This is a genomic window from Amycolatopsis granulosa (genome assembly GCF_011758745.1).
Lineage (GTDB): Bacteria > Actinomycetota > Actinomycetes > Mycobacteriales > Pseudonocardiaceae > Amycolatopsis_E > Amycolatopsis_E granulosa.
This window is the reverse complement of the sequence record NZ_JAANOV010000001.1, coordinates 5,134,834-5,152,486: the sequence shown is the minus strand read 5'-3', so window position 1 is coordinate 5,152,486 and position 17,653 is coordinate 5,134,834. Positions and strand designations below refer to the sequence as shown.

General features: G+C 72.5%; 15 protein-coding genes. 8 read left to right on the top strand and 7 right to left on the bottom strand.

Going from position 1 to position 17,653, the window contains the following annotated elements; translation table 11 throughout:
• Window positions 1-2 precede the first annotated feature (2 nt).
• Window positions 3-1,619, bottom strand: a complete 1,617-nt coding sequence (locus FHX45_RS25260) for an AMP-binding protein (RefSeq protein WP_167106878.1) — start codon at window positions 1,617-1,619, stop codon at window positions 3-5.
• 58 nt (window positions 1,620-1,677) lie between these two features.
• Here FHX45_RS25260 and FHX45_RS25255 point away from each other — a divergent pair, with 58 nt between their 5' ends.
• Window positions 1,678-2,466 carry a crotonase/enoyl-CoA hydratase family protein gene (locus FHX45_RS25255; protein WP_167106875.1) on the top strand — a complete coding sequence of 263 codons (789 nt, stop codon included), beginning with the start codon at window positions 1,678-1,680 and terminating at the stop codon, window positions 2,464-2,466.
• 109 nt (window positions 2,467-2,575) lie between these two features.
• On the opposite strand, the gene FHX45_RS25250 is transcribed toward FHX45_RS25255, so the two are convergent.
• Window positions 2,576-4,129, bottom strand: coding sequence for an acyl-CoA synthetase (locus FHX45_RS25250; RefSeq protein ID WP_167106872.1), 1,554 nt, complete (start codon window positions 4,127-4,129; stop codon window positions 2,576-2,578).
• Window positions 4,130-4,219: 90 nt separating this feature from the next.
• On the opposite strand from FHX45_RS25250, the gene FHX45_RS25245 reads away from it, so the two are divergent.
• Genes FHX45_RS25245 through FHX45_RS25235 form a run of 3 tightly spaced genes read left to right on the top strand, consistent with a single transcriptional unit; the run spans window position 4,220 to window position 7,408 of the window.
• Window positions 4,220-5,176: an OB-fold domain-containing protein gene (locus tag FHX45_RS25245; RefSeq protein ID WP_167106869.1), complete on the top strand. Its 957-nt coding sequence runs from the start codon at window positions 4,220-4,222 to the stop codon at window positions 5,174-5,176.
• Window positions 5,177-5,188: 12 nt separating this feature from the next.
• The gene (locus FHX45_RS25240; protein ID WP_167106866.1) at window positions 5,189-6,247 is read left to right on the top strand and encodes a thiolase domain-containing protein; all 1,059 of its coding nucleotides are present in this window, start codon (window positions 5,189-5,191) and stop codon (window positions 6,245-6,247) included.
• On the top strand, window positions 6,248-7,408 hold the full coding sequence (locus FHX45_RS25235; protein WP_167106864.1) for a thiolase domain-containing protein: 1,161 nt from the start codon (window positions 6,248-6,250) through the stop codon (window positions 7,406-7,408). It begins immediately after the preceding gene.
• On the opposite strand, the gene FHX45_RS25230 is transcribed toward FHX45_RS25235, so the two are convergent.
• The gene (locus tag FHX45_RS25230) at window positions 7,351-8,349 is read right to left on the bottom strand and encodes a sigma-70 family RNA polymerase sigma factor (protein ID WP_208406106.1); all 999 of its coding nucleotides are present in this window, start codon (window positions 8,347-8,349) and stop codon (window positions 7,351-7,353) included. The two genes, FHX45_RS25235 and FHX45_RS25230, sit on opposite strands and share 58 nt — an antisense overlap.
• Window positions 8,350-8,429: 80 nt before the next feature.
• On the opposite strand from FHX45_RS25230, the gene FHX45_RS25225 reads away from it, so the two are divergent.
• Window positions 8,430-9,014, top strand: coding sequence for a dihydrofolate reductase family protein (locus FHX45_RS25225; protein ID WP_167106860.1), 585 nt, complete (start codon window positions 8,430-8,432; stop codon window positions 9,012-9,014).
• On the opposite strand, the gene FHX45_RS25220 is transcribed toward FHX45_RS25225, so the two are convergent.
• Together FHX45_RS25220 and FHX45_RS25215 are read right to left on the bottom strand one after the other, a co-directional pair.
• Window positions 8,975-10,492, bottom strand: a complete 1,518-nt coding sequence (locus FHX45_RS25220; protein WP_167106857.1) for an amidase — start codon at window positions 10,490-10,492, stop codon at window positions 8,975-8,977. The genes FHX45_RS25225 and FHX45_RS25220 overlap by 40 nt on opposite strands.
• A 50-nt stretch (window positions 10,493-10,542) precedes the next feature.
• Window positions 10,543-11,769, bottom strand: a complete 1,227-nt coding sequence (locus tag FHX45_RS25215) for a cytochrome P450 (protein ID WP_167106854.1) — start codon at window positions 11,767-11,769, stop codon at window positions 10,543-10,545.
• A gap of 232 nt (window positions 11,770-12,001) precedes the next feature.
• Between FHX45_RS25215 and FHX45_RS25210 the strand changes: the two genes are divergently transcribed.
• From FHX45_RS25210 to FHX45_RS25200, 3 genes are all read left to right on the top strand, one after another.
• The gene (locus FHX45_RS25210) at window positions 12,002-13,165 is read left to right on the top strand and encodes a steroid 3-ketoacyl-CoA thiolase (RefSeq protein ID WP_167106851.1); all 1,164 of its coding nucleotides are present in this window, start codon (window positions 12,002-12,004) and stop codon (window positions 13,163-13,165) included.
• A 143-nt stretch (window positions 13,166-13,308) separates the two neighbouring features.
• A complete protein-coding gene (locus tag FHX45_RS25205) occupies window positions 13,309-14,058 on the top strand; it encodes a class I SAM-dependent methyltransferase (RefSeq protein ID WP_167109431.1) in 750 nt (249 codons plus the stop codon).
• Between the two features lie 73 nt (window positions 14,059-14,131).
• Window positions 14,132-14,935, top strand: a complete 804-nt coding sequence (locus tag FHX45_RS25200; RefSeq protein WP_167106848.1) for an alpha/beta fold hydrolase — start codon at window positions 14,132-14,134, stop codon at window positions 14,933-14,935.
• Between the two features lie 268 nt (window positions 14,936-15,203).
• Here FHX45_RS25200 and FHX45_RS25195 read toward each other — a convergent pair whose 3' ends face one another.
• Both FHX45_RS25195 and FHX45_RS25190 read right to left on the bottom strand, forming a co-directional pair.
• Complete coding sequence (locus FHX45_RS25195) at window positions 15,204-16,424, bottom strand: metal-dependent hydrolase family protein (RefSeq protein WP_167106845.1); 1,221 nt, start codon at window positions 16,422-16,424, stop codon at window positions 15,204-15,206.
• Complete coding sequence (locus tag FHX45_RS25190; protein WP_167106842.1) at window positions 16,421-17,626, bottom strand: M20 metallopeptidase family protein; 1,206 nt, start codon at window positions 17,624-17,626, stop codon at window positions 16,421-16,423. Before FHX45_RS25190 ends, FHX45_RS25195 begins: the two co-directional genes overlap by 4 nt.
• Window positions 17,627-17,653 lie beyond the last annotated feature (27 nt).

The window sequence follows — 17,653 nt, the reverse complement described above, 5'->3', positions numbered from 1 at the left end:
CTTCAAGCGTTCTGCGGCTGAGCGGGCGGGTTCCCGGCGGCGTGCCGCTGCGCCCACGGGTAGTCCGGCTTGCCGCTGGGCAGCCGGCCGATCTCGTCGACGATCCACACGCTGCGCGGCACCTTGTACCCGGCGATCCGCGTCCGCACGTGTGCCTCGAGGGCGCCCAGATCGAGGCCGGCGCCGGGCCGCGGCTGGACGATCGCGGCGACCCGCTGGCCGAGCCGGCCGTCCGGCACGCCGATGACGAGCGCGTCGAACACGTCCGGATGGGACTTCAGCGCGCCTTCGACCTCCTCCGGGAAGACCTTTTCGCCGCCGGTGTTGACGCACTGCGAGCCGCGGCCGAGCAGGGTGACGGTGCCGTCGGACTCGTAGCGGGCGTAGTCGCCGGGCACGACGTGACGGTGGCCGTCGATGTCGACGAAGATCGTCGCGGTCTTGGCCGGATCCTTGTAGTAGCCCAGCGGGACGTGCCCGCGCCGCGCGATCCGGCCGGTCGCGCCGGGGACCCGGGGCACCACGCGGTCGTCCTCGTCGATCAGGACCGCGTCCTTGCCGAAGTTCACCCGTGGCCCGGCGGAGTGGTCGGCGTCCCGGGCGACCATCCCGATGCCGGTGAAACCGCTCTCCGAGGAGCCGATCGCGTCGGTGAGCACCAGGTTCGGGAAGGTCCGCAGGTACTCCTCCTTGACCGGCTGGGAGAACAGCGCGGCGTGACTGGACACCGCCACGAGCGACGACGCGTCGTACCCGCCCTGGTGGTAGGCCTCGATCAGCGGGCGCGCCATCGCATCCCCGACGATCGTGAGCACCTGGACCCGGTGCCGGGCGACCTCACGCCAGATGAGGTGCGGATCGAACTGCGGCACGAACACGACCGTGCCACCGCTGAACATCGCGCCGAACGCGGCCCACTGGGCGGCACCGTGGATGAGCGGCGCGGCGGGCAGCCGGACCATCCCGCCCCGCTTGCCCTGTTCGGCCATCGCCCACTCGTCCGGGACGTACTGGCCGGTGAGGAAGTCGATGCCGCCGCCGAGGGCGCGCCAGACGTCCTCGTGGCGCCACATCACGCCCTTGGGATATCCGGTGGTGCCACCGGTGTAGAGGATGTAGAGGTCGTCGGAGCTGCGTTCGCCGAAGTCGCGGTGGGGCGGCTGCGCGGCCAGCGCGGTCTCGTAGTCGACGCCACCGTAGCCGGCGAAGTCCGCGCCACTGTCGTCGTCGATTACTAGTACGTGTTTCAGTTCCGGCGCGGCGGGCAGCACCGCGGCCACCCGGTCGGCGTACTGCCGCTCGTGCACCAGCGCGACCAGGTCGGCGTTGGTGAACAGGTACTCCAGCTCGCCGCGCACGTAGCGGTAGTTGACGTTGATCGCGATGGCACGCAGCTTGTACGCGGCGAACATCGCCTCGATCATCTCGACGGAGTTCCGGGAATAGACGCCGATGTGGGCTCCGGGGCCGATGCCCTGGGCGGCGAGGTGGTGCGCGAGCCGGTTGGCCCGCTCGTCCAGCTGGGCGTAGGTCACCTGCCGCTCTCCGCAGATGACCGCGGGGCGATCCGGCACGGCGTCGACGGCGTGCTCGAGCAGATCCGCGATGTTGTAAGCCACTCCGTCAAACTAGAACATGTTATCGTTTTGGGCAATGGCGCCGAACGGGGAGGTACTCATGCCACAGCCGCACGCCCTGGTTGAACAACGCGCGCACACGCTCGTGGTGACGCTGAACCGGCCGGAGGTCCGCAACGCGATCAGCGGCGAGATGCTGACGATCCTGACCGGCGCGTGGGACCGGGTGGACCGCGATCCGGGCATCCGGTGCTGCGTGCTCACCGGGGCGGGCGGGGCGTTCTGCGCGGGCGCGGACCTGAAGTCGATGAGCCGCAACTCCCCCGCCGACTCCTACGAGCGCGGCACGTTCGACCCGGCTCGCATCGAGGGACTGCTCAAGGGCCGCCGGCTCACGAAACCGCTGATCGCGGCCGTGGAAGGCCCGGCCATCGCCGGCGGCACCGAGATCCTGCAGGCCACCGACATCCGGGTGGCCGGGGAAAGCGCCCGCTTCGGTGTCTCGGAGGCCCGCTGGGGCCTGTTCCCGATGGGCGGTTCGGCGGTCCGGCTGCCGCGGCAGATCCCGTACACGATGGCCGCGGAGATCCTGCTGACCGGACGGCACCTCACCGCGGCCGAGGCCAAGGAGATCGGCCTGATCGGCAGCGTGGTGCCCGACGGCACCGCACTCGACCGCGCGCTGGAGCTGGCGGACCTGATCGCGGCCAACGGCCCGCTCGCGGTGCGGGCGATCCTGCGCACGATCCGGGACACCGAGGCCATGGCCGAGGAGGAGGCGTTCACACTGGAGGCCCGGTACGGGCTGGAGGTCTTCCGGTCCGCGGACGCCAAGGAGGGCCCGCGGGCGTTCACGGAGAAGCGCACACCCCGGTTCGAAGGCCGCTGACGCCGCTTGCCCCGGCGGGCGCCGTGAAACGGGTGCCCGCGGTCACGGCTCGGCCCCGCGCCCCGCGGCTCTCGGTGCGCGGGGTGGCAGCCGTGCCGGGACCGTGCCGTCAGATCTGCCGGTCCGTCCAATACGGATCGCGCAGCTTCCGCTTGTACAGCTTCCCGTTCGGGTCGCGCGGCAGTTCCTCGGCGAAGTCCACGCTGCGTGGCAGCTTGAACTTCGCCAGCCGCCCGCGCACCCACTCCAGCAGCTCGGCGGCCAGCTCCGGCCCGGGCGCCACGCCGGGTGCGGGCTGCACGACGGCCTTGATCTCCTCGCCCCAGTCCTCGTGCGGGATGCCGAACACCGCGACATCGGCGACCTTCGGGTGCACGACCATCTCGTTCTCGATCTCCGCCGGGTAGATGTTCACCCCGCCGGAGATGATCATGTCGCTCTTGCGGTCGTGCAGGAACAGGTAGCCGTCCTCGTCCAGGTACCCCACGTCGCCGAGGGTGAACAGGTCCCCGGCCCGCGCCTTGCGCGTCTTCTCGGCGTCCTTGTGGTACTCGAACGTCGACGACCCCATCCGCATGTACACCGCGCCCGGCCGGCCCGGCGGCAGCTCGTTGCCGTCGTCGTCGAGGATCTTGACCACCGACCCGGGCCACGGCCGCCCCACCGAGCCGGGCTTGCGCAGCCACTCCGCACCGGTGATCATCGTGCCGCCGCCCTCGGTCGCGGCGTAGTAGTCGGTCACCACCGGACCCCACCACTCCAGCATCCGCCGCTTGACCTCCGGCGGGCACGGCGCGGCGCCGTGGATCATGTTCCGCAGCGACGACAGGTCGTACCGCGACCGCACCTCCTCCGGCAGCGCCAGCAGGCGGCGGAACTGCGTCGGCACCAGGTGGCTGTGCGTGACCCGGTACCGCTCGATCAGCCGCAGCATCTCCTCCGGATCCCACCGGTCCATCAGCACGACCGGGTGCCCGAGCTGGATCGAGATCGACGCGAAGTTCAGCACCGCCGTGTGGTAGAGCGGCGACCCGCACAGGTGGACGTGCCCGTCGAACGGCTCGAGGCCGAAGATGCCGAAGAACCACGTGGACGCGGCCGGCACGGTGTCCGGGTCGGCGCCGCTGAGCGGGCGGCGCACGCCCTTGGGCCGCCCGGTCGTGCCCGACGTGTAGAGCATCGGCGACCCGGCCGTCCGCACCTGCGGGCGGCCGCTCCCCCCGGCGCCCAGCTCGGCCACGTCGCGGAACCCGTCGATGCGGCCGACGGCGAACCGCGCGCCGGACGGGATCCCGGCCTCGTCCGCCGCCGCCGTGGCCACCTCGGCGAACCGCTCGTGCGCGAGGAACGCCTTCGCGCCGGAGTCGGACAGGATGTAGGCGACCTCGGGACCGACCAGGTGCCAGTTGACCATCACCACGTACAGCCCGGTCTGCAGCGCGGCGAAGTAGGCCGCGAGCAGCTCGGCGCCGTTGGGTTGCAGCACCACCACCACGTCGCCGGTCTCCAGGCCCAGCTCGCGCAGGCCACGCGCGTAGGCGTCGCCCTTGCCGGCGAGCGCGCCGTAGCCGACCTCGCCGCCGTCGGGGTTCACGACGGCCGTCCGGTCCGGGTGCCCGGCCGCGATCCGCCACAGGCCGATGGTCTCCAGTGTGGTGGTCATAACCCCGAATCTAGAACCTGTTCCAGTTGACGCGCAAGCCGCGTGCAGAGCGTCTTGCCGTCAGATCGAGAACGTGTTTCACTTCGAGTCGTGAGCACATCGCTGTCCGCACCGCTGGATCTGGCCTTCGACTACACCCGGTCCCTCGGGCCCGTGCTCGGCCGGTTCGCCGCCGGGCTGCGGGAGCGCCGCATCGAGGGCGTGCGCGGCGCGGACGGGCGCGTGCACGTGCCGCCGGTCGAGTACGACCCGGTCACCGCCGCGGCGCTCACCGAGTTCGTGCCGGTGTCCGACGAGGGCACGGTGCTGTCCTGGTCGTGGATGGCCGAACCGCTGGCGGGCCAGCCGCTCACCACGCCGTTCGCGTGGGCGCTGATCCGCCTGGACGGCGCCGACACCGCGATGCTGCACGCCGTGCACGTGCCCGGCCCCGCCGACATGAGCACCGGGATGCGGGTGCGGGCCCGCTGGGCCGCCGAGCCGGTCGGCCACATCCGCGACATCGCCTACTTCCTGCCCGTCGGCGCCCCGGACGGGCCCTCCCCCGCGCCGCCGCCGGAGTCCGCGCAGGACGGTGTCATGGTCACGCCGATCCAGCTGCACTACCGGCATTCGGCCTCGCCGGAGGAAAGCCGCTACCTGCGCGGGCTCGCGGAGGGCAAGCTGACCGGGCAGCGCTGCCCCGCCTGCGGGAAGGTCTACATCCCGCCGCGCGGCGCGTGCCCCACCGACGGTGTGCCCACAGTGGACGAGGTGGAGCTGCCCGACACCGGGATCGTCACCACCTTCTGCATCGTCAACGTGCCGTTCCTCGGCCAGCGCATCCCGCCGCCGTACGTGGCGGCCTACATCCTGCTCGACGGCGCCGACATCGCGTTCCTGCACCTGGTCCTCGGCTGCGACGCCGCGCAGGTCCGGATGGGCATGCGGGTGCGCGCGGCCTGGAAGCCGCGGGACGAGTGGTGGACGAGCCTGGAGAACATCAGCCACTTCGAGCCGACCGGCGAGCCGGACGCGCCGTACGAGTCCTTCGCCCACCACCTGTAGAGGGGAACTGCCATGCGGGACGTCGCGGTGGTCGGGTTCGCCCAGGCCCCGAACGTGCGCTCCACCCCGGGCACCACCAACGGCGTGGAGATGCTCGTGCCCATCCTCGCCCAGGTCTACGAGCAAACCGGACTGTCCAAACAGGACATCGGGTTCTGGTGCTCGGGCTCGTCGGACTACCTGGCGGGCCGGGCGTTCTCGTTCATCTCCGCCATCGACGCGATCGGCGCGTTCCCGCCGATCCACGAGTCGCACGTCGAGATGGACGCGGCGTGGGCGCTGTACGAGGCGTGGCTGAAGATCCGCACCGGCGAGGCCGACACCGCGCTGGTGTACGGATTCGGCAAGTCCTCGGCCGGACAGCTGCGCCGGGTGCTGGCCTTGCAGCTCGACCCCTACACCGTCGCGCCGCTGTGGCCGGACTCGGTGAGCATCGCCGCCCTGCAGGCCCGGCTCGGGCTGGACGCCGGGCTGTGGAGCGAGAAGGACCTGGCCGCGGTCGCCGCCCGCAGCCGCGCCGACGCCACCCGCAACCCCTTCGCCCAGGTCTCCGGGGGCACCGAGGTCTGCGGGGTCACCGAATTGCTGGACGCGCCCTACCTCGCGGACCCGTTGCGCGCGCACGACATCGCGCCGGTCACCGACGGCGCGGCGGTGATCGTCCTGGCCGCCGCCGACCGGGCAGCCGAGTTCGCCGAGCGCCCGGCGGTCATCACGGGCATCGAACACCGGGTGGACACGCCCGTGCTCGGCGCCCGCGACCTGACCCGGTCACCGTCGACGGAGGCGGCCGGCCGGGCCGTGGGCACCGGCGGCGTGGAGATCGCCGAGCTGCACGCGCCGTTCACCCACCAGGAGCTGATCCTGCGGACCGCGCTCGGGCTCGGCGACGACGTCCGCATCAACCCCTCGGGCGGCGCGCTGGCCGGCAACCCGATGTTCGCGGCCGGGCTCGCGCGCATCGGCGAGGCCGCCAGCCGGATCCTCACCGGGGAGGCGTCGAAGGTGCTCGCGCACGCCACGAGCGGGCCGGCCCTGCAGCAGAACCTCGTCGCGGTCCTGGAGGCATGAATGGCGAAACAGCTCGCCGCGGTGCTCGGCACCGGGCAGACCCACCACCGCGCCAAACGGACCGACGTGTCCATGCCCGGTCTGCTGCGCGAGGCGATCGACCGGGCGATGGCCGACGCCCGGGTGGCGTGGCCGGACATCGACGCGGTCGTCGTCGGCAAGGCGCCGGACCTGTTCGAGGGCGTGATGATGCCCGAGCTCTTCCTGGCCGACGCGCTGGGCGCGACCGGGAAACCGTTGCTGCGCGTGCACACCGCGGGTTCGGTGGGCGGGTCGACGGCGCTGGTCGCGACGAGCCTGGTGCAGTCCGGCATCCACCGCCGGGTGCTCACGGTGGCGTTCGAGAAGCAGTCCGAGTCGAACGCGATGTGGGCGCTGTCGATCGCGCCGCCGTTCACCATGCCGGTCGGGGCCGGTGCCGGCGGGTACTTCGCGCCGCACGTGCGGTCCTACATCCGGCGGTCCGGCGCGCCCGAGCACGTCGGCGCGATCGTCGCGGCGAAGGACCGGCGCAACGGGGCGCTCAACCCGTACGCGCACCTGCGGCAGCCGGACATCACGGTGGAGAAGGTGCGCGCCTCGCAGGTGCTGTGGGACCCGATCCGCTACGACGAGACCTGCCCGTCGTCGGACGGCGCGTGCGCGATGGTGATCGGTGACGAGACCGCCGGTGACGCGGCCGGAAGCGGCGTGGCCTGGGTGCACGCGACCGCGATGCGCACCGAACCGACCACGTTCGCCGGGCGGGACCAGGTGAACCCGCGGGCGGGCCGGGATGCGGCCGCCGCGCTGTGGCGGGAGGCGGGGATCACCGACCCGCTGTCCGAAATCGACGCGGCGGAGATCTACGTGCCGTTCTCCTGGTTCGAACCGATGTGGCTGGAGAACCTGGGCTTCACGCCCGAGGGCGAGGGGTGGCGGCTGACCGAGGCCGGCGAAACCGCACTGGGCGGGCGGCTGCCGGTCAACCCCTCCGGCGGGGTGCTGTCGTCGAACCCGATCGGCGCGTCCGGCATGCTCCGCTTCGCCGAGGCCGCCAAACAGGTGATGGGCCGGGCCGGTGACTACCAGGTCGACGGCGCCCGGCGCGCGCTCGGGCACGCCTACGGCGGTGGATCGCAGTACTTCGCGATGTGGGTGGTGGGCGCGGGCAAGCCCTGACGGACCGGCGGCAGGCCGAAGGTCGCGAACACCGCCGGGTCTCCGAACACGACGGTGCGGGCGATCTTCCCACCGGTCACGGTGAACAGCTGCAGCGTGTGCAGCCGGTGCCCGGTCCCCGGTTTCGGCGCGTAGGCGGCCACGGCCGGCTGCCCGTTGGCCGCGACCGGGACCATCCGCCAGCCGGTCCCGCGCATCGCGAAGACCCGCCGGATGAACGCGGCGTAGTCGTCGCGGCCGCGGTACCACAGCGGCACCGGCGGCATCTCCAGCACGGCGTCGTCGGTGAGCAGCTCGACCAGCGCACCGACATCGCCCGCTTCGAAGGCGCGGACGTAGGCCTCCACCGTCCGGCGGGCGGCCGGGTCGGCGGGGCGGGTGATGTCGTCGAGGACGGCGCCGCCCAGCCCCGCCCGCGCCCGTTGCAGCGCGCTGTTCACCGCGGCGGCCGACGTGCCGAGCAGACCGGCCACCTCCGCGGCGCTGAACTCCAGCACCTCACGCAGCACCCACACGGCGCGCTGCCGCGGCGGCAGCAGCTGCATCGCGGCGACCAGGGCCAGCCGCATGCTGTCCCGGTGCACCGCGCGCGTGGCGGGGTCGTCCAGCCGGGCGTCCGGGAAGGGCTGCAACCACGGCACGTCGAACGCCGGCCGCAGCGGCGTCCCGGGGTCCGTGCTCGGCGGGCCGAGCCCGGACGGGAGCGGGCGGCGTGCCCTGCCCTCCAGCGCGGTCAGGCACACGTTCGTCGCGATGCGGTACAGCCAGGTCCGGATCGACGCCTTGCGCTCGTCGTAGCGCCCGCGCGCCCGCCACGCCCGCAGCATCGTCTCCTGCACCAGGTCCTCGGCCTCGTGGACGGACCCGAGCATCCGGTAGCAGTACGCGAGCAGCTCCGGGCGGTGCGGTTCGGTGCGCGCGGCGAAATCGGCGATCGGCATCGCGATGAGTATGACCGCTCCGGCCGGTACGTACCTGCGCCGAGCCACCCCGGCCGGCGAGGACAACCGAGGAGCACACCATGGGCAAGGTCATCGTCATCGAGTTCGTCACGCTGGACGGCGTCGCCGAGGACCCGGACGGTTCCGGTGGCACACCGGGCGGCGGCTGGGCGTTCCGGCACGGCCCGGAGGCGGTCGCCGGCGACAAGTTCGAGCTCGGACCCGTGCTCGACACCGGTGTGCTGCTGCTCGGCCGCACCACCTGGGAGCTGTTCGCGAAGATCTGGCCCGGCCGCACCGACGAGTTCTCCGCGCGGATGAACGCCATCCCCAAGCTCGTCGCGTCCCGGACCCTGGCCGCCGCCGGCGGGTGGCAGAACTCGTCGGTGCTCGGGGACAACCTCGTCCCGGCCGTCCGCGCGCGCACGGCCGTCCAGGACGTCATCGTCACCGGCAGCCTCAGCGTGGTGCACGAGCTGGCCGGCCACGGCCTGGTCGGCGAATACCGGCTGATGGTGTTCCCGACGGTGCTCGGCACCGGGCGGCGGCTGTTCGCCGACCGCACCCCGCCCGCCGAGCTGCGGCTGCACTCGGCCGGGCGGAAGGGCGAAGCGGTGCTGCTGTGCTACCGCGGCGCGGGGAAACCACCCACCTCCCGCTCGTAGGCCGCGGCCACGCGCAGCACCGTCGCGTCGTCGAAGCGGCGGCCCGCGATCATCAACCCGGTCGGCAGGCCGTCCACCAGGGCGGCCGGCACCGAGATCGCCGGGTGGCCGCTCGCGTCGAACGGTGCGGTGTTGCCGACCATGGCCAGCGCGTTGGCCATCTTCTCCTCGTGGCTGGCGTCCGGCCCGGGCAGCGGCTTCGCCACGTAGGGCACGGTCGGCAGGACCAGCACGTCCACCTCGGTCAGCGCCGCGTCGTAGGCCGCCCGCAGCTCCCACGCCAGCTCGCGCGCCATCGCGTAGTGCCGCATGTCGTAGCGCTCCGCCGCGTGGGCACCGGTGAGGATCACGGTCTTGAGCATGTCCGACATGGCGTCGCCGTGCGCGCGCCTGCCCTGCGCGAAGTGCACCACCAGCTCGGGGTCGTACCGGCCGGAGACGTTCATGCCGTAGCCGTTGCCGTCGATCATCTGACGGGCGGTGCCGTCCGTGCCGATCACGGTCCACACGTCGAACCCGTCGCGGTGCCACGGCACGCTCACCTCGGACACCACGGCGCCCGCGGCGGCGAGCCGGTCGACCGCGGCGCGCACGGCGTCGTCGACCCCCGGCTCGGACACCGGCAGCCCGAATCCCTCGGTGAGCACCCCGACCCGCAGGCCGCGGATGTCCTGCTCGACGGCGGCCAGGTAGTCCTGCGGCCCGGGCGTGCGGAACTGGCGCGGGTCGTAGCCGTCGTCGCCGGCGAGAACGGCCAGCAGCAACGCCGCGTCCCGCACGGTGCGGGTCATCGGGCCGAGGTGGTCGATCGTGGTTTCGATCGGGAACGCGCCGGTGTAGGGCACCAGCCCGTGCGTCGGCTTGTGCCCGACCACGCCGCAGAACGCCGCCGGGATCCGCACCGAACCGCCCTGGTCACCGCCGATGGCGAAGTCGACCTCGCCCGCGGCGAGCAGGGCCGCGTTGCCCGACGACGAGCCGCCGGTCTGGCGGGTGGGGTCCCAGGGGTTGCGGACCGGGCCGCTGGCCGAGGTGAAGCTGGACCCGGAGTAGCACAGGTCCTCGCACACCGCCTTGCCGGCGATCGTGCCGCCCGCCGCGAGCACCCGGCTGACGACGGTCGCATCACGGCGCGGCACGAACCCTTCCACCGCGCGGGAGCCGTTCATCATCGGGACACCGGCGACCGCGATGTTGTCCTTCACCGCCACCTCGCGGCCGGCCAGCGGACCGTCGCCGGTCGGCGGGATCCGGGTGCGCACGTACCAGGCGCCGAGCGGGTTGTCCCCGGGCCAGGAGAAGTCCCGGTGCGGGGCGGTGGGCGCCGAACGCGCGTACAGGCGCTCGACGGCGTTGTGCGCGGCGAGGTTGGCCTCCACCAGACCGGTGAAGGACTTCAGATCGGCTTCGCTGAAGTGGAAGCCGTAACGCGCGCCGAGTTCGGCGAGTTCTTCCGGGGTGGGCGGGACGACGGGCACCGGGCACCTCCTGGCCGCAGACGATCACCTGGGAGGTGTGAGCGTAACCCCTATGTATAGGCCACCCGGTAGTGCTTGATGCCGTTGAGCCAGCCGGACCGCAGCCGCTCCGGAGGTGCGACCTCACGGATACCAGGCATTTCGTCGGCGATGGCGTTGAAGATCAGGTCGATCTCCAGCCGTGCGAGATTCGCCCCGATGCAGTAGTGCGAGCCGGTGCCGCCGAAGCCGACGTGCGGGTTCGGGTCGCGCAGCACGTCGAAGCGCTCCGGCTCGTCGAACACCTCCGGGTCGAAGTTGGCCGAGCTGTAGAACATGCCGACCCGATCGCCCGCGCGGATGTGCTGCCCGCCCAGTTCGGTGTCGGCGGTCGCGGTCCGCTGGAAGGCGATGACCGGTGTCGCCCAGCGGACGATCTCGTCCGGCGCCGTCTTCGGCCGCCGCTCGCGGTAGAGCTCCCACTGCTCCGGGTGGTCGAGCATGGCTTTCATGCCGTGCGTGATCGCGTTGCGGGTGGTCTCGTTGCCGGCCACCGACAGCAGGATGACGAAGAACCCGAACTCCTCGGAGCTGAGCGACTCACCGTCCACATCGGCCTGGACCAGCTTGGTGACGATGTCGTCCATCGGACACGTGCGCCGCTGCTCGGCCATGTTCCAGGCGTAGCCGACCAGCTCGGCCGAGGCCGCGATCGGTTCGACGTCGTACTCCGGGTCGTCGTAGCCGATCATCTGGTTGGACCAGTCGAAGATCTTGCGCCGGTCCTCCTGCGGGATGCCGATGAGCTCGGCGATCGCCTGCAGCGGCAGCTCGCACGCGACGTCCTCGACGAAGTCCCCGGACCCCTTCCGCTTCGCCTCGTGCACGATGCGGGCCGCGCGTTCGCGCAGGGTGTCCTCCAGCCGGGAGATCGCGCGGGGCGTGAAACCCTTCGACACGATCCGGCGCAGCTTGGTGTGCTGCGGAGCGTCCATGTTCAGCAGGACGAGCCGGTTCGCGTCGAGGCTCTCGTCGGTCATCGTCTCGTCGAAGCGGATGATCGCCAGCTTCTCCCGCGAGGAGAACAGCTCGCTGTCCCTCGACACGGTCTTGACGTCCTCGTGGCGGGTGACGACCCAGAAGCCGTCGTCGCGGAACCCCGCGCGGTTGTACGGCTGGGCGTTCCACCAGACCGGTGCGGTCCTGCGCAGCTCGGCGAACTCCGCCAGTGGCAGCCGCGTCGCGATCAGGTCGGGGTCGGTGAAATCGAAGCCGGCGGGGATCAGGGGCGTGGCCACGGCTACCTCCCGAGGTGCCTCACGTGGTCGTGGAACACGTTCTAGATTCGATTAGAGCATACGGTGTTAACCAAGTCGAGCTTTTGAGTGATACCCGTTTACTCGATCTTGAAATCCCTGGTCGTCGCATAGCGTCCGATTCGTCACCGAATAGCGGTTGACCTGGATCACACTTGCCCGATATTGAAACAGGTTCTACTTTGATGCTGGTGCCGGAGAAGGGAGTGCCGTCGTGGGTGAACCCGTCGTCGTCGAGGCCGTGCGGACCCCGGTCGGGAAGCGACGTGGCTGGCTGGCCGGGTTGCACGCCGCGGAGCTGCTGGGGTCCGCGCAGCGGGCGCTGGTGGAACGGGCCGGGCTGGACGCCGCGATCGTGGAACAGGTTATCGGCGGGTGCGTGACGCAGGCGGGTGAGCAGTCGGGCAACGTGACGCGCACGGCGTGGCTGCACGCGGGGCTGCCCGAGACGACCGGCGCCACGACCGTCGACGCGCAGTGCGGCTCCGCCCAGCAGGCGGCGCACCTGGTCGCCGGGTTGATCGCGGCAGGCGCGATCGAGGCGGGCATCGCGTGCGGCGTGGAGGCGATGAGCCGGATCCCGCTCGGCGCGAACCGCGGAGTGGACGCCGGCACGCCGAAGCCCGGCTCGTGGTCGATCGACATGCCCAACCAGTACGGCGCGGCGGAGCGGATCGCACAACGGCGTGGCATCACCCGGGCGGAGGCGGACCGGTTCGGCCTGGCCTCACAGGCGAAGGCGGCCACGGCGTGGGCGCAGGGCCGGTTCGACCGCGAAGTGGTGCCGGTGAAGGCGCCGGTGCTGGACACCGACGGGCAGCCGACCGGGGAGACCCGGCTCGTCGCGCGGGACCAGGGCCTGCGCGAGACGACGCCGGAGGGCCTCGCCCGGCTCACGCCGGTGCTCGACGGGGGCATCCACACGGCCGGCACGTCGTCCCAGATCTCCGACGGGGCCGCCGCCGTGCTGATCATGGACTCCGCCCGAGCGGCCGCGCTGGGACTCCGGCCACGTGCCCGGATCCGCGCGCAGGCGCTGGTCGGGGCCGAGCCGTACTACCACCTCGACGGCCCGGTCCAGGCGACCTCCCGCGTGCTGGAGCGCGCGGGCATGACGATCGGTGACGTGGACCTGTTCGAGGTCAACGAGGCGTTCGCGGCCGTGGTGCTGTCCTGGCAGCAGGTGCACGCGCCGGACCCGGAGCGGGTCAACGTCAACGGCGGCGCGATCGCGCTCGGGCACCCGGTCGGCAGCACGGGCGCGCGGCTGCTCACCACGGCGCTGCACGAGCTGGAACGCAGCGACCGGACCACCGCGCTGGTGACCATGTGCGCCGGCGGCGCGTTGTCCACGGCCACCGTCCTGGAGCGGCTGTAGTTCCGCCGACGCGGACAGCCAAGGCCGGCCGGGGCGGCCAACACACCGACCGGAGCGGCGAACACGCTGCCGTGAGCGGCGAACACGCCGGGGCGGCGGGGAAACCGGTCGCGCCGGGCGGCGGCCGCGAATACGGTGCGGACATGCCGGACGCGATCTTCGCCCACCCCCGTCTCGCCGCGGTCTACGACACCTTCGACGGCCCCCGCGACGACCTCGGCCACTACCTCGCGATCGCCGACGAACTCGGCGCGGAGCGGGTTCTCGACGTCGGCTGCGGGACGGGCAGCCTGGCGGTGCTGCTCGCCGGGCGGGGGCGCACCGTCATCGGCGTCGATCCGGCCGCGGCCTCGCTGGAGATCGCCAGGGCGAAGGACACCACCGGCCGCGTGACCTGGATCCACGGGGATGCCACCGACGTGCCGCGCGCCGCGGCCGACCTCGCCGTCATGGCGGGCAACGTCGCGCAGGTCTTCGTCACCGACGAGGAGTGGAGCCGCACGCTCGCGGGCATCCACGCCGCGTTGCGGCCGGGCGGCCGGCTCGTGTTCGAGACGCGGCGCCCGGACCGGCGCGCCTGGGAGGACTGGGCGGCGGGCGAACCGCTCGTGCTCGACGTCCCCGGGGCGGGCACCGTGACCCGGCGGCTCGAGGTGACCGACGTCAGCCTGCCGCTCGTCTCGTTCCGGTTCACCTACCGGTTCCACGACGACGGCGCAGTGGTCACTTCGGACTCGACGCTGCGGTTCCGGGACCGCGGGGAGATCACCGAAACCCTGGCGGCCCAGGGGTTCCGCGTGGCGGACGTGCGGGACGCGCCGGACCGGCCCGGCGCGGAACTGGTGTTCCTGGCCGAACGGGACCAGCCGGCGGCGCACCGGGGCCGGCCCTGATCCACTGTGGAGGGCGAGCGCGGACGCGGCCCTCGCGGCGGGGCCGGCCACCGCGCTGTGCTTGACTGCGCACATGATCTCGGACAGCGGTACGTGCCCGGTGCCGGACGGGCAACTGCACGTCGAGCGACGCGGATCGGGTCCGGCCCTGCTCCTGGTCACCGGGGGCACCGGAGCCGCGGCCGCCTACCACGCCCTCGCCGACGAACTCGCCGCCGACTACACCGTCCTCGGCTACGACCGGCGCGGTCACTTCGGCAGCGCGAGCCCCACCGGCGGCCCGCTCACCGTCACCCGCCACGCCGACGACGCGCGTGCCGTCATCGAGCACTTCGGCTACGGCAAGGCGCTCGTGTTCGGCAGCAGCGCGGGCGGCCAGATCGGCCTGGAGCTGGCTGTCCGGCACCCGGAGGTCGTCGGTGGCCTGGTCGTGCACGAGCCACCGGCGGTCGGCCTGCTGCCCGACGCCGAGGACTGGATCGCCTTCGCCGAGGAACAGGCGGCGCGGAGCGCATCCGGCGACGTCTTCGGCGCCTTCCGGGCCTTCCTCGCCTCGATCGCGGGCGCCGGGCTGCCCCCGCTCAAGACGGTGCGCCTGCCGCACGAACACGAGTGGCAGGTGCTGTTCGACCGTGAACTCGCCGGCATCTACCGCTACCTGCCGGACCTGGACGCGCTGCGCCGCAGCCCGGTGCCGATCGTGCTGACCGCGGGCGAGGGCAGCCGCGGCTACTACCACTACCGGCCGGCTCGCGCGCTCGCCCTCGAACTCGGACTGCCGTTCGTCGAGCTGCCCGGGGCGCACCTGGCCCCGCAACGGGACGCGAAAACCTTCGCCGCGGCGCTGAACGTCGTTCTCGCCGATCTGGTGCTCTGACCCGTACCCGCGCAGAACCTGTCGAGTTCCTGAGAAACCGCTTCAGGCGGGAAAACGCGCGCTATCCTGGTGGCATACGGCCGGTGTCATCCTCCCCAGTTTCACACCGGCCGGAGCTCCGGCGCTTACCTCCCCCTCGGGCGCTGGAGCGTAGGCCCCCGGGCCGCGCCCTCCTCCCCCAGTTCGGTGCGGCCCGGGGGTCTTTTCGCGTGCCGGCGTCCAGCTGCGGACGCCGGCACCCACGCGGAGGTCGCGGAGGTCGCAGAGGTCACTGCGGTGAGCCCGGGGCCACCACCCGCACGCCGTCCTGCCACACCTCCCGGATGCGCCCGGGCAGCGCGGCCAGGTCGTAGGGGTCGCCGGAGGCGACCACCAGGTCGGCACGGAACCCGGGCGCGAGCCGGCCCAGTGAGTCGCCGTAGCCGAGCAGTTCGGCGGCCGACGAGGTGGATGCCGCGAGCACCTGGCCCGGCGTCATCCCGGCCGCCTGCATCAACGGCAGCTCCTCGAGGTTCGTGCCGTGCGGGCCGACACCGCTGTCGGTGCCCATCGCGATCTTCACCCCGGCTTCGACCGCACGGCGCACCGAGCAGGCGTGCACCTCGGCGACGTCCTCGGCCTTGCGGATCGTCTCGTCGGTCAGGGCGGCACCGGCCCGGGCCGCGCGGATCACCGCGACCGGCGCGATCAGCGTCGGCACCAGCCAGGTGCCGTGCGCGAGCATCAGGTCGATGGCCTCGTCGTCGAGGTAGATCCCGTGCTCGATGGACCGGATCCCCGCCCGCACCGCGTTCTTGATGCCGTCGGTGCCCTGCGCGTGCGCCATCACCGCCTTGCCCTGCATCGCCGCCTCGGCGACGAGCACGTCGAGCTCGGCCGGCGAGAACTGCGTGTGCCGCGGGTCGTCGCCCGGGGAGAGGACACCGCCCGTGGTGCACACCTTGAGCACGTCGGCCCCGGCGCGCAGCAGGGTGCGGGCGACCTTGCGCATCTCGTCCGGCCCGTCGGCCACCGTCCGCGGGCGGCCGGGATGCGGCAGCGTCAGCGGGACGCAGTGCCCGGAGGGCATCCAATCGTCGCCGTGCCCGCCGGTCTGGCTGATGATGCCGATCGAGATGTCCAGCCGCGGACCGGTGATCAGTCCGTCCGCCTGCGCTTTCTTGATGCCGAGATCGGCGCCGCCGGCGTCCCGCACCGTCGTGATGCCCAGCTCCAGGGTGCTGCGCAGGTTCCGCGCGGCCTCGTAGAACTGGTAGGAAAACGGTTTCTGGAACTGCTTGATCAGGCTGATGTCGGACACCGTGACGTGCACGTGGCAGTCGAACAGGCCGGGCAGCAGCGTGGCGCCGGCGCAGTCGACGACCTCGTCGCCGTCCAGGCCGGTGCCGATCCCGGCGATGCGCCCGTCCTCGACCACCACGTCCGCCTCGAACGGGTCGCTGCCGGTGCCGTCGAACACGCGGCCGCCGGCGAACAGGATCCGGGTCATGCCGGCACCCCCTGCAGGCGCCGCGCGGCCAGTTCGGCGAGCAGCGCCGCACCGTCGGCGAGCACGCTGTCGTCGAACGATGCCTGCGGAGAATGGTTGTAGGGAGCCGAGTCGGGGTCGTCGGCGAAGGTCGCGCCGAGGAACACGAACGCGCCCGGGACGCGATCCAGCACGCGCGAGAAGTCCTCGGACCCGGTGACCGGATCCGGAGCCACCGCGAACCGCTCCTCGCCGAACACCTCCCGCACGGTCTCGGCGACGAACTCGTGCCCGGCCGGGTCGTTGACGGTGACCGGGTACTCGGCCTCGTAGCGGACCTCCACCTCGAGGCCGTGCGCCGCGGCGATGTCCCGGCACAGTGGGACGGCCAGCTCCGCCACCCGCTCCCGCGCCTGCCGGGAGAAGCTGCGGATGGTGGCCTCGAAGCGGGCCTCCGGGGGGATGATGTTGCGCTGGGTGCCGGCGTGGAACGTACCGACGGTGACCACGACCGGGTCGAACACGCTGAACCGGCGGGTCACCATCGTCTGCAGCGCGGTCACCATCTCGCACGCCGCGGGCACCGGGTCGAGTGCGGCGTGCGGCCGCGACCCGTGCCCGCCGGCGCCGAGCACCCGTACGAACAAGCCGTCGGAGGCGGCCATCAGCGGTCCCGGCCGCGAGACGAACGTCCCGCGCGGGATCATCGCGGACACCACGTGCAGCCCGTACGCTTCGGCGACCGGACGGCCGGCCGCCTCCAGCACGCCCTCGGCGATCATGCGCCCGGCACCGTCGTGGCCCTCCTCCCCGGGCTGGAACATGAACACCACGTCCCCGGCGAGCCGGTCCCGGTGTGTCGACAGCAGCCGCGCGGCGCCGACGAGCCCCGCGGTGTGCAGGTCGTGACCGCACGCGTGCATCCGCCCCTCGTGCCGCGAGCTGAACTCGGCCCCGGTGTCCTCGGTGACCGGCAGCGCGTCCATGTCGCCGCGCAGCAGCACGACCGGGCCACCGCCGCCGTCCCGTGTACCGCGCAGCACCGCGGTGACCGACGACAGGCCGGTGCCGGTGCTGATCTCCAGGGGCAGGCCGTCGAGGGCGCCGAGGACCGTCTCCTGGGTGCGGGGCAGGTCGAGACCGAGTTCGGGAACCTGGTGGAGCGCGCGCCGGAGTGCCACGAGGTCGCCGGACAGCTCGTGCGCGTCTTGCCTGAGATCCATTACCCGACTCTAGAGCCGCGCGGCGCC

What these genes read in the sequence shown, in the direction of transcription:
- FHX45_RS25250 (WP_167106872.1), bottom strand. Translation starts at nt 4,129, where the DNA reads ATGACCACCACACTGGAGACCATCGGCCTGTGGCGGATCGCGGCCGGG.
- FHX45_RS25190 (WP_167106842.1), bottom strand. Translation starts at nt 17,626, where the DNA reads ATGGATCTCAGGCAAGACGCGCACGAGCTGTCCGGCGACCTCGTGGCA.
- FHX45_RS25230 (WP_208406106.1), bottom strand. Translation starts at nt 8,349, where the DNA reads ATGCCGATCGCCGATTTCGCCGCGCGCACCGAACCGCACCGCCCGGAG.
- FHX45_RS25225 (WP_167106860.1), top strand. Translation starts at nt 8,430, where the DNA reads ATGGGCAAGGTCATCGTCATCGAGTTCGTCACGCTGGACGGCGTCGCC.
- FHX45_RS25195 (WP_167106845.1), bottom strand. Translation starts at nt 16,424, where the DNA reads ATGACCCGGATCCTGTTCGCCGGCGGCCGCGTGTTCGACGGCACCGGC.
- FHX45_RS25255 (WP_167106875.1), top strand. Translation starts at nt 1,678, where the DNA reads ATGCCACAGCCGCACGCCCTGGTTGAACAACGCGCGCACACGCTCGTG.
- FHX45_RS25200 (WP_167106848.1), top strand. Translation starts at nt 14,132, where the DNA reads ATGATCTCGGACAGCGGTACGTGCCCGGTGCCGGACGGGCAACTGCAC.
- FHX45_RS25205 (WP_167109431.1), top strand. Translation starts at nt 13,309, where the DNA reads ATGCCGGACGCGATCTTCGCCCACCCCCGTCTCGCCGCGGTCTACGAC.
- FHX45_RS25240 (WP_167106866.1), top strand. Translation starts at nt 5,189, where the DNA reads ATGCGGGACGTCGCGGTGGTCGGGTTCGCCCAGGCCCCGAACGTGCGC.
- FHX45_RS25235 (WP_167106864.1), top strand. Translation starts at nt 6,248, where the DNA reads ATGGCGAAACAGCTCGCCGCGGTGCTCGGCACCGGGCAGACCCACCAC.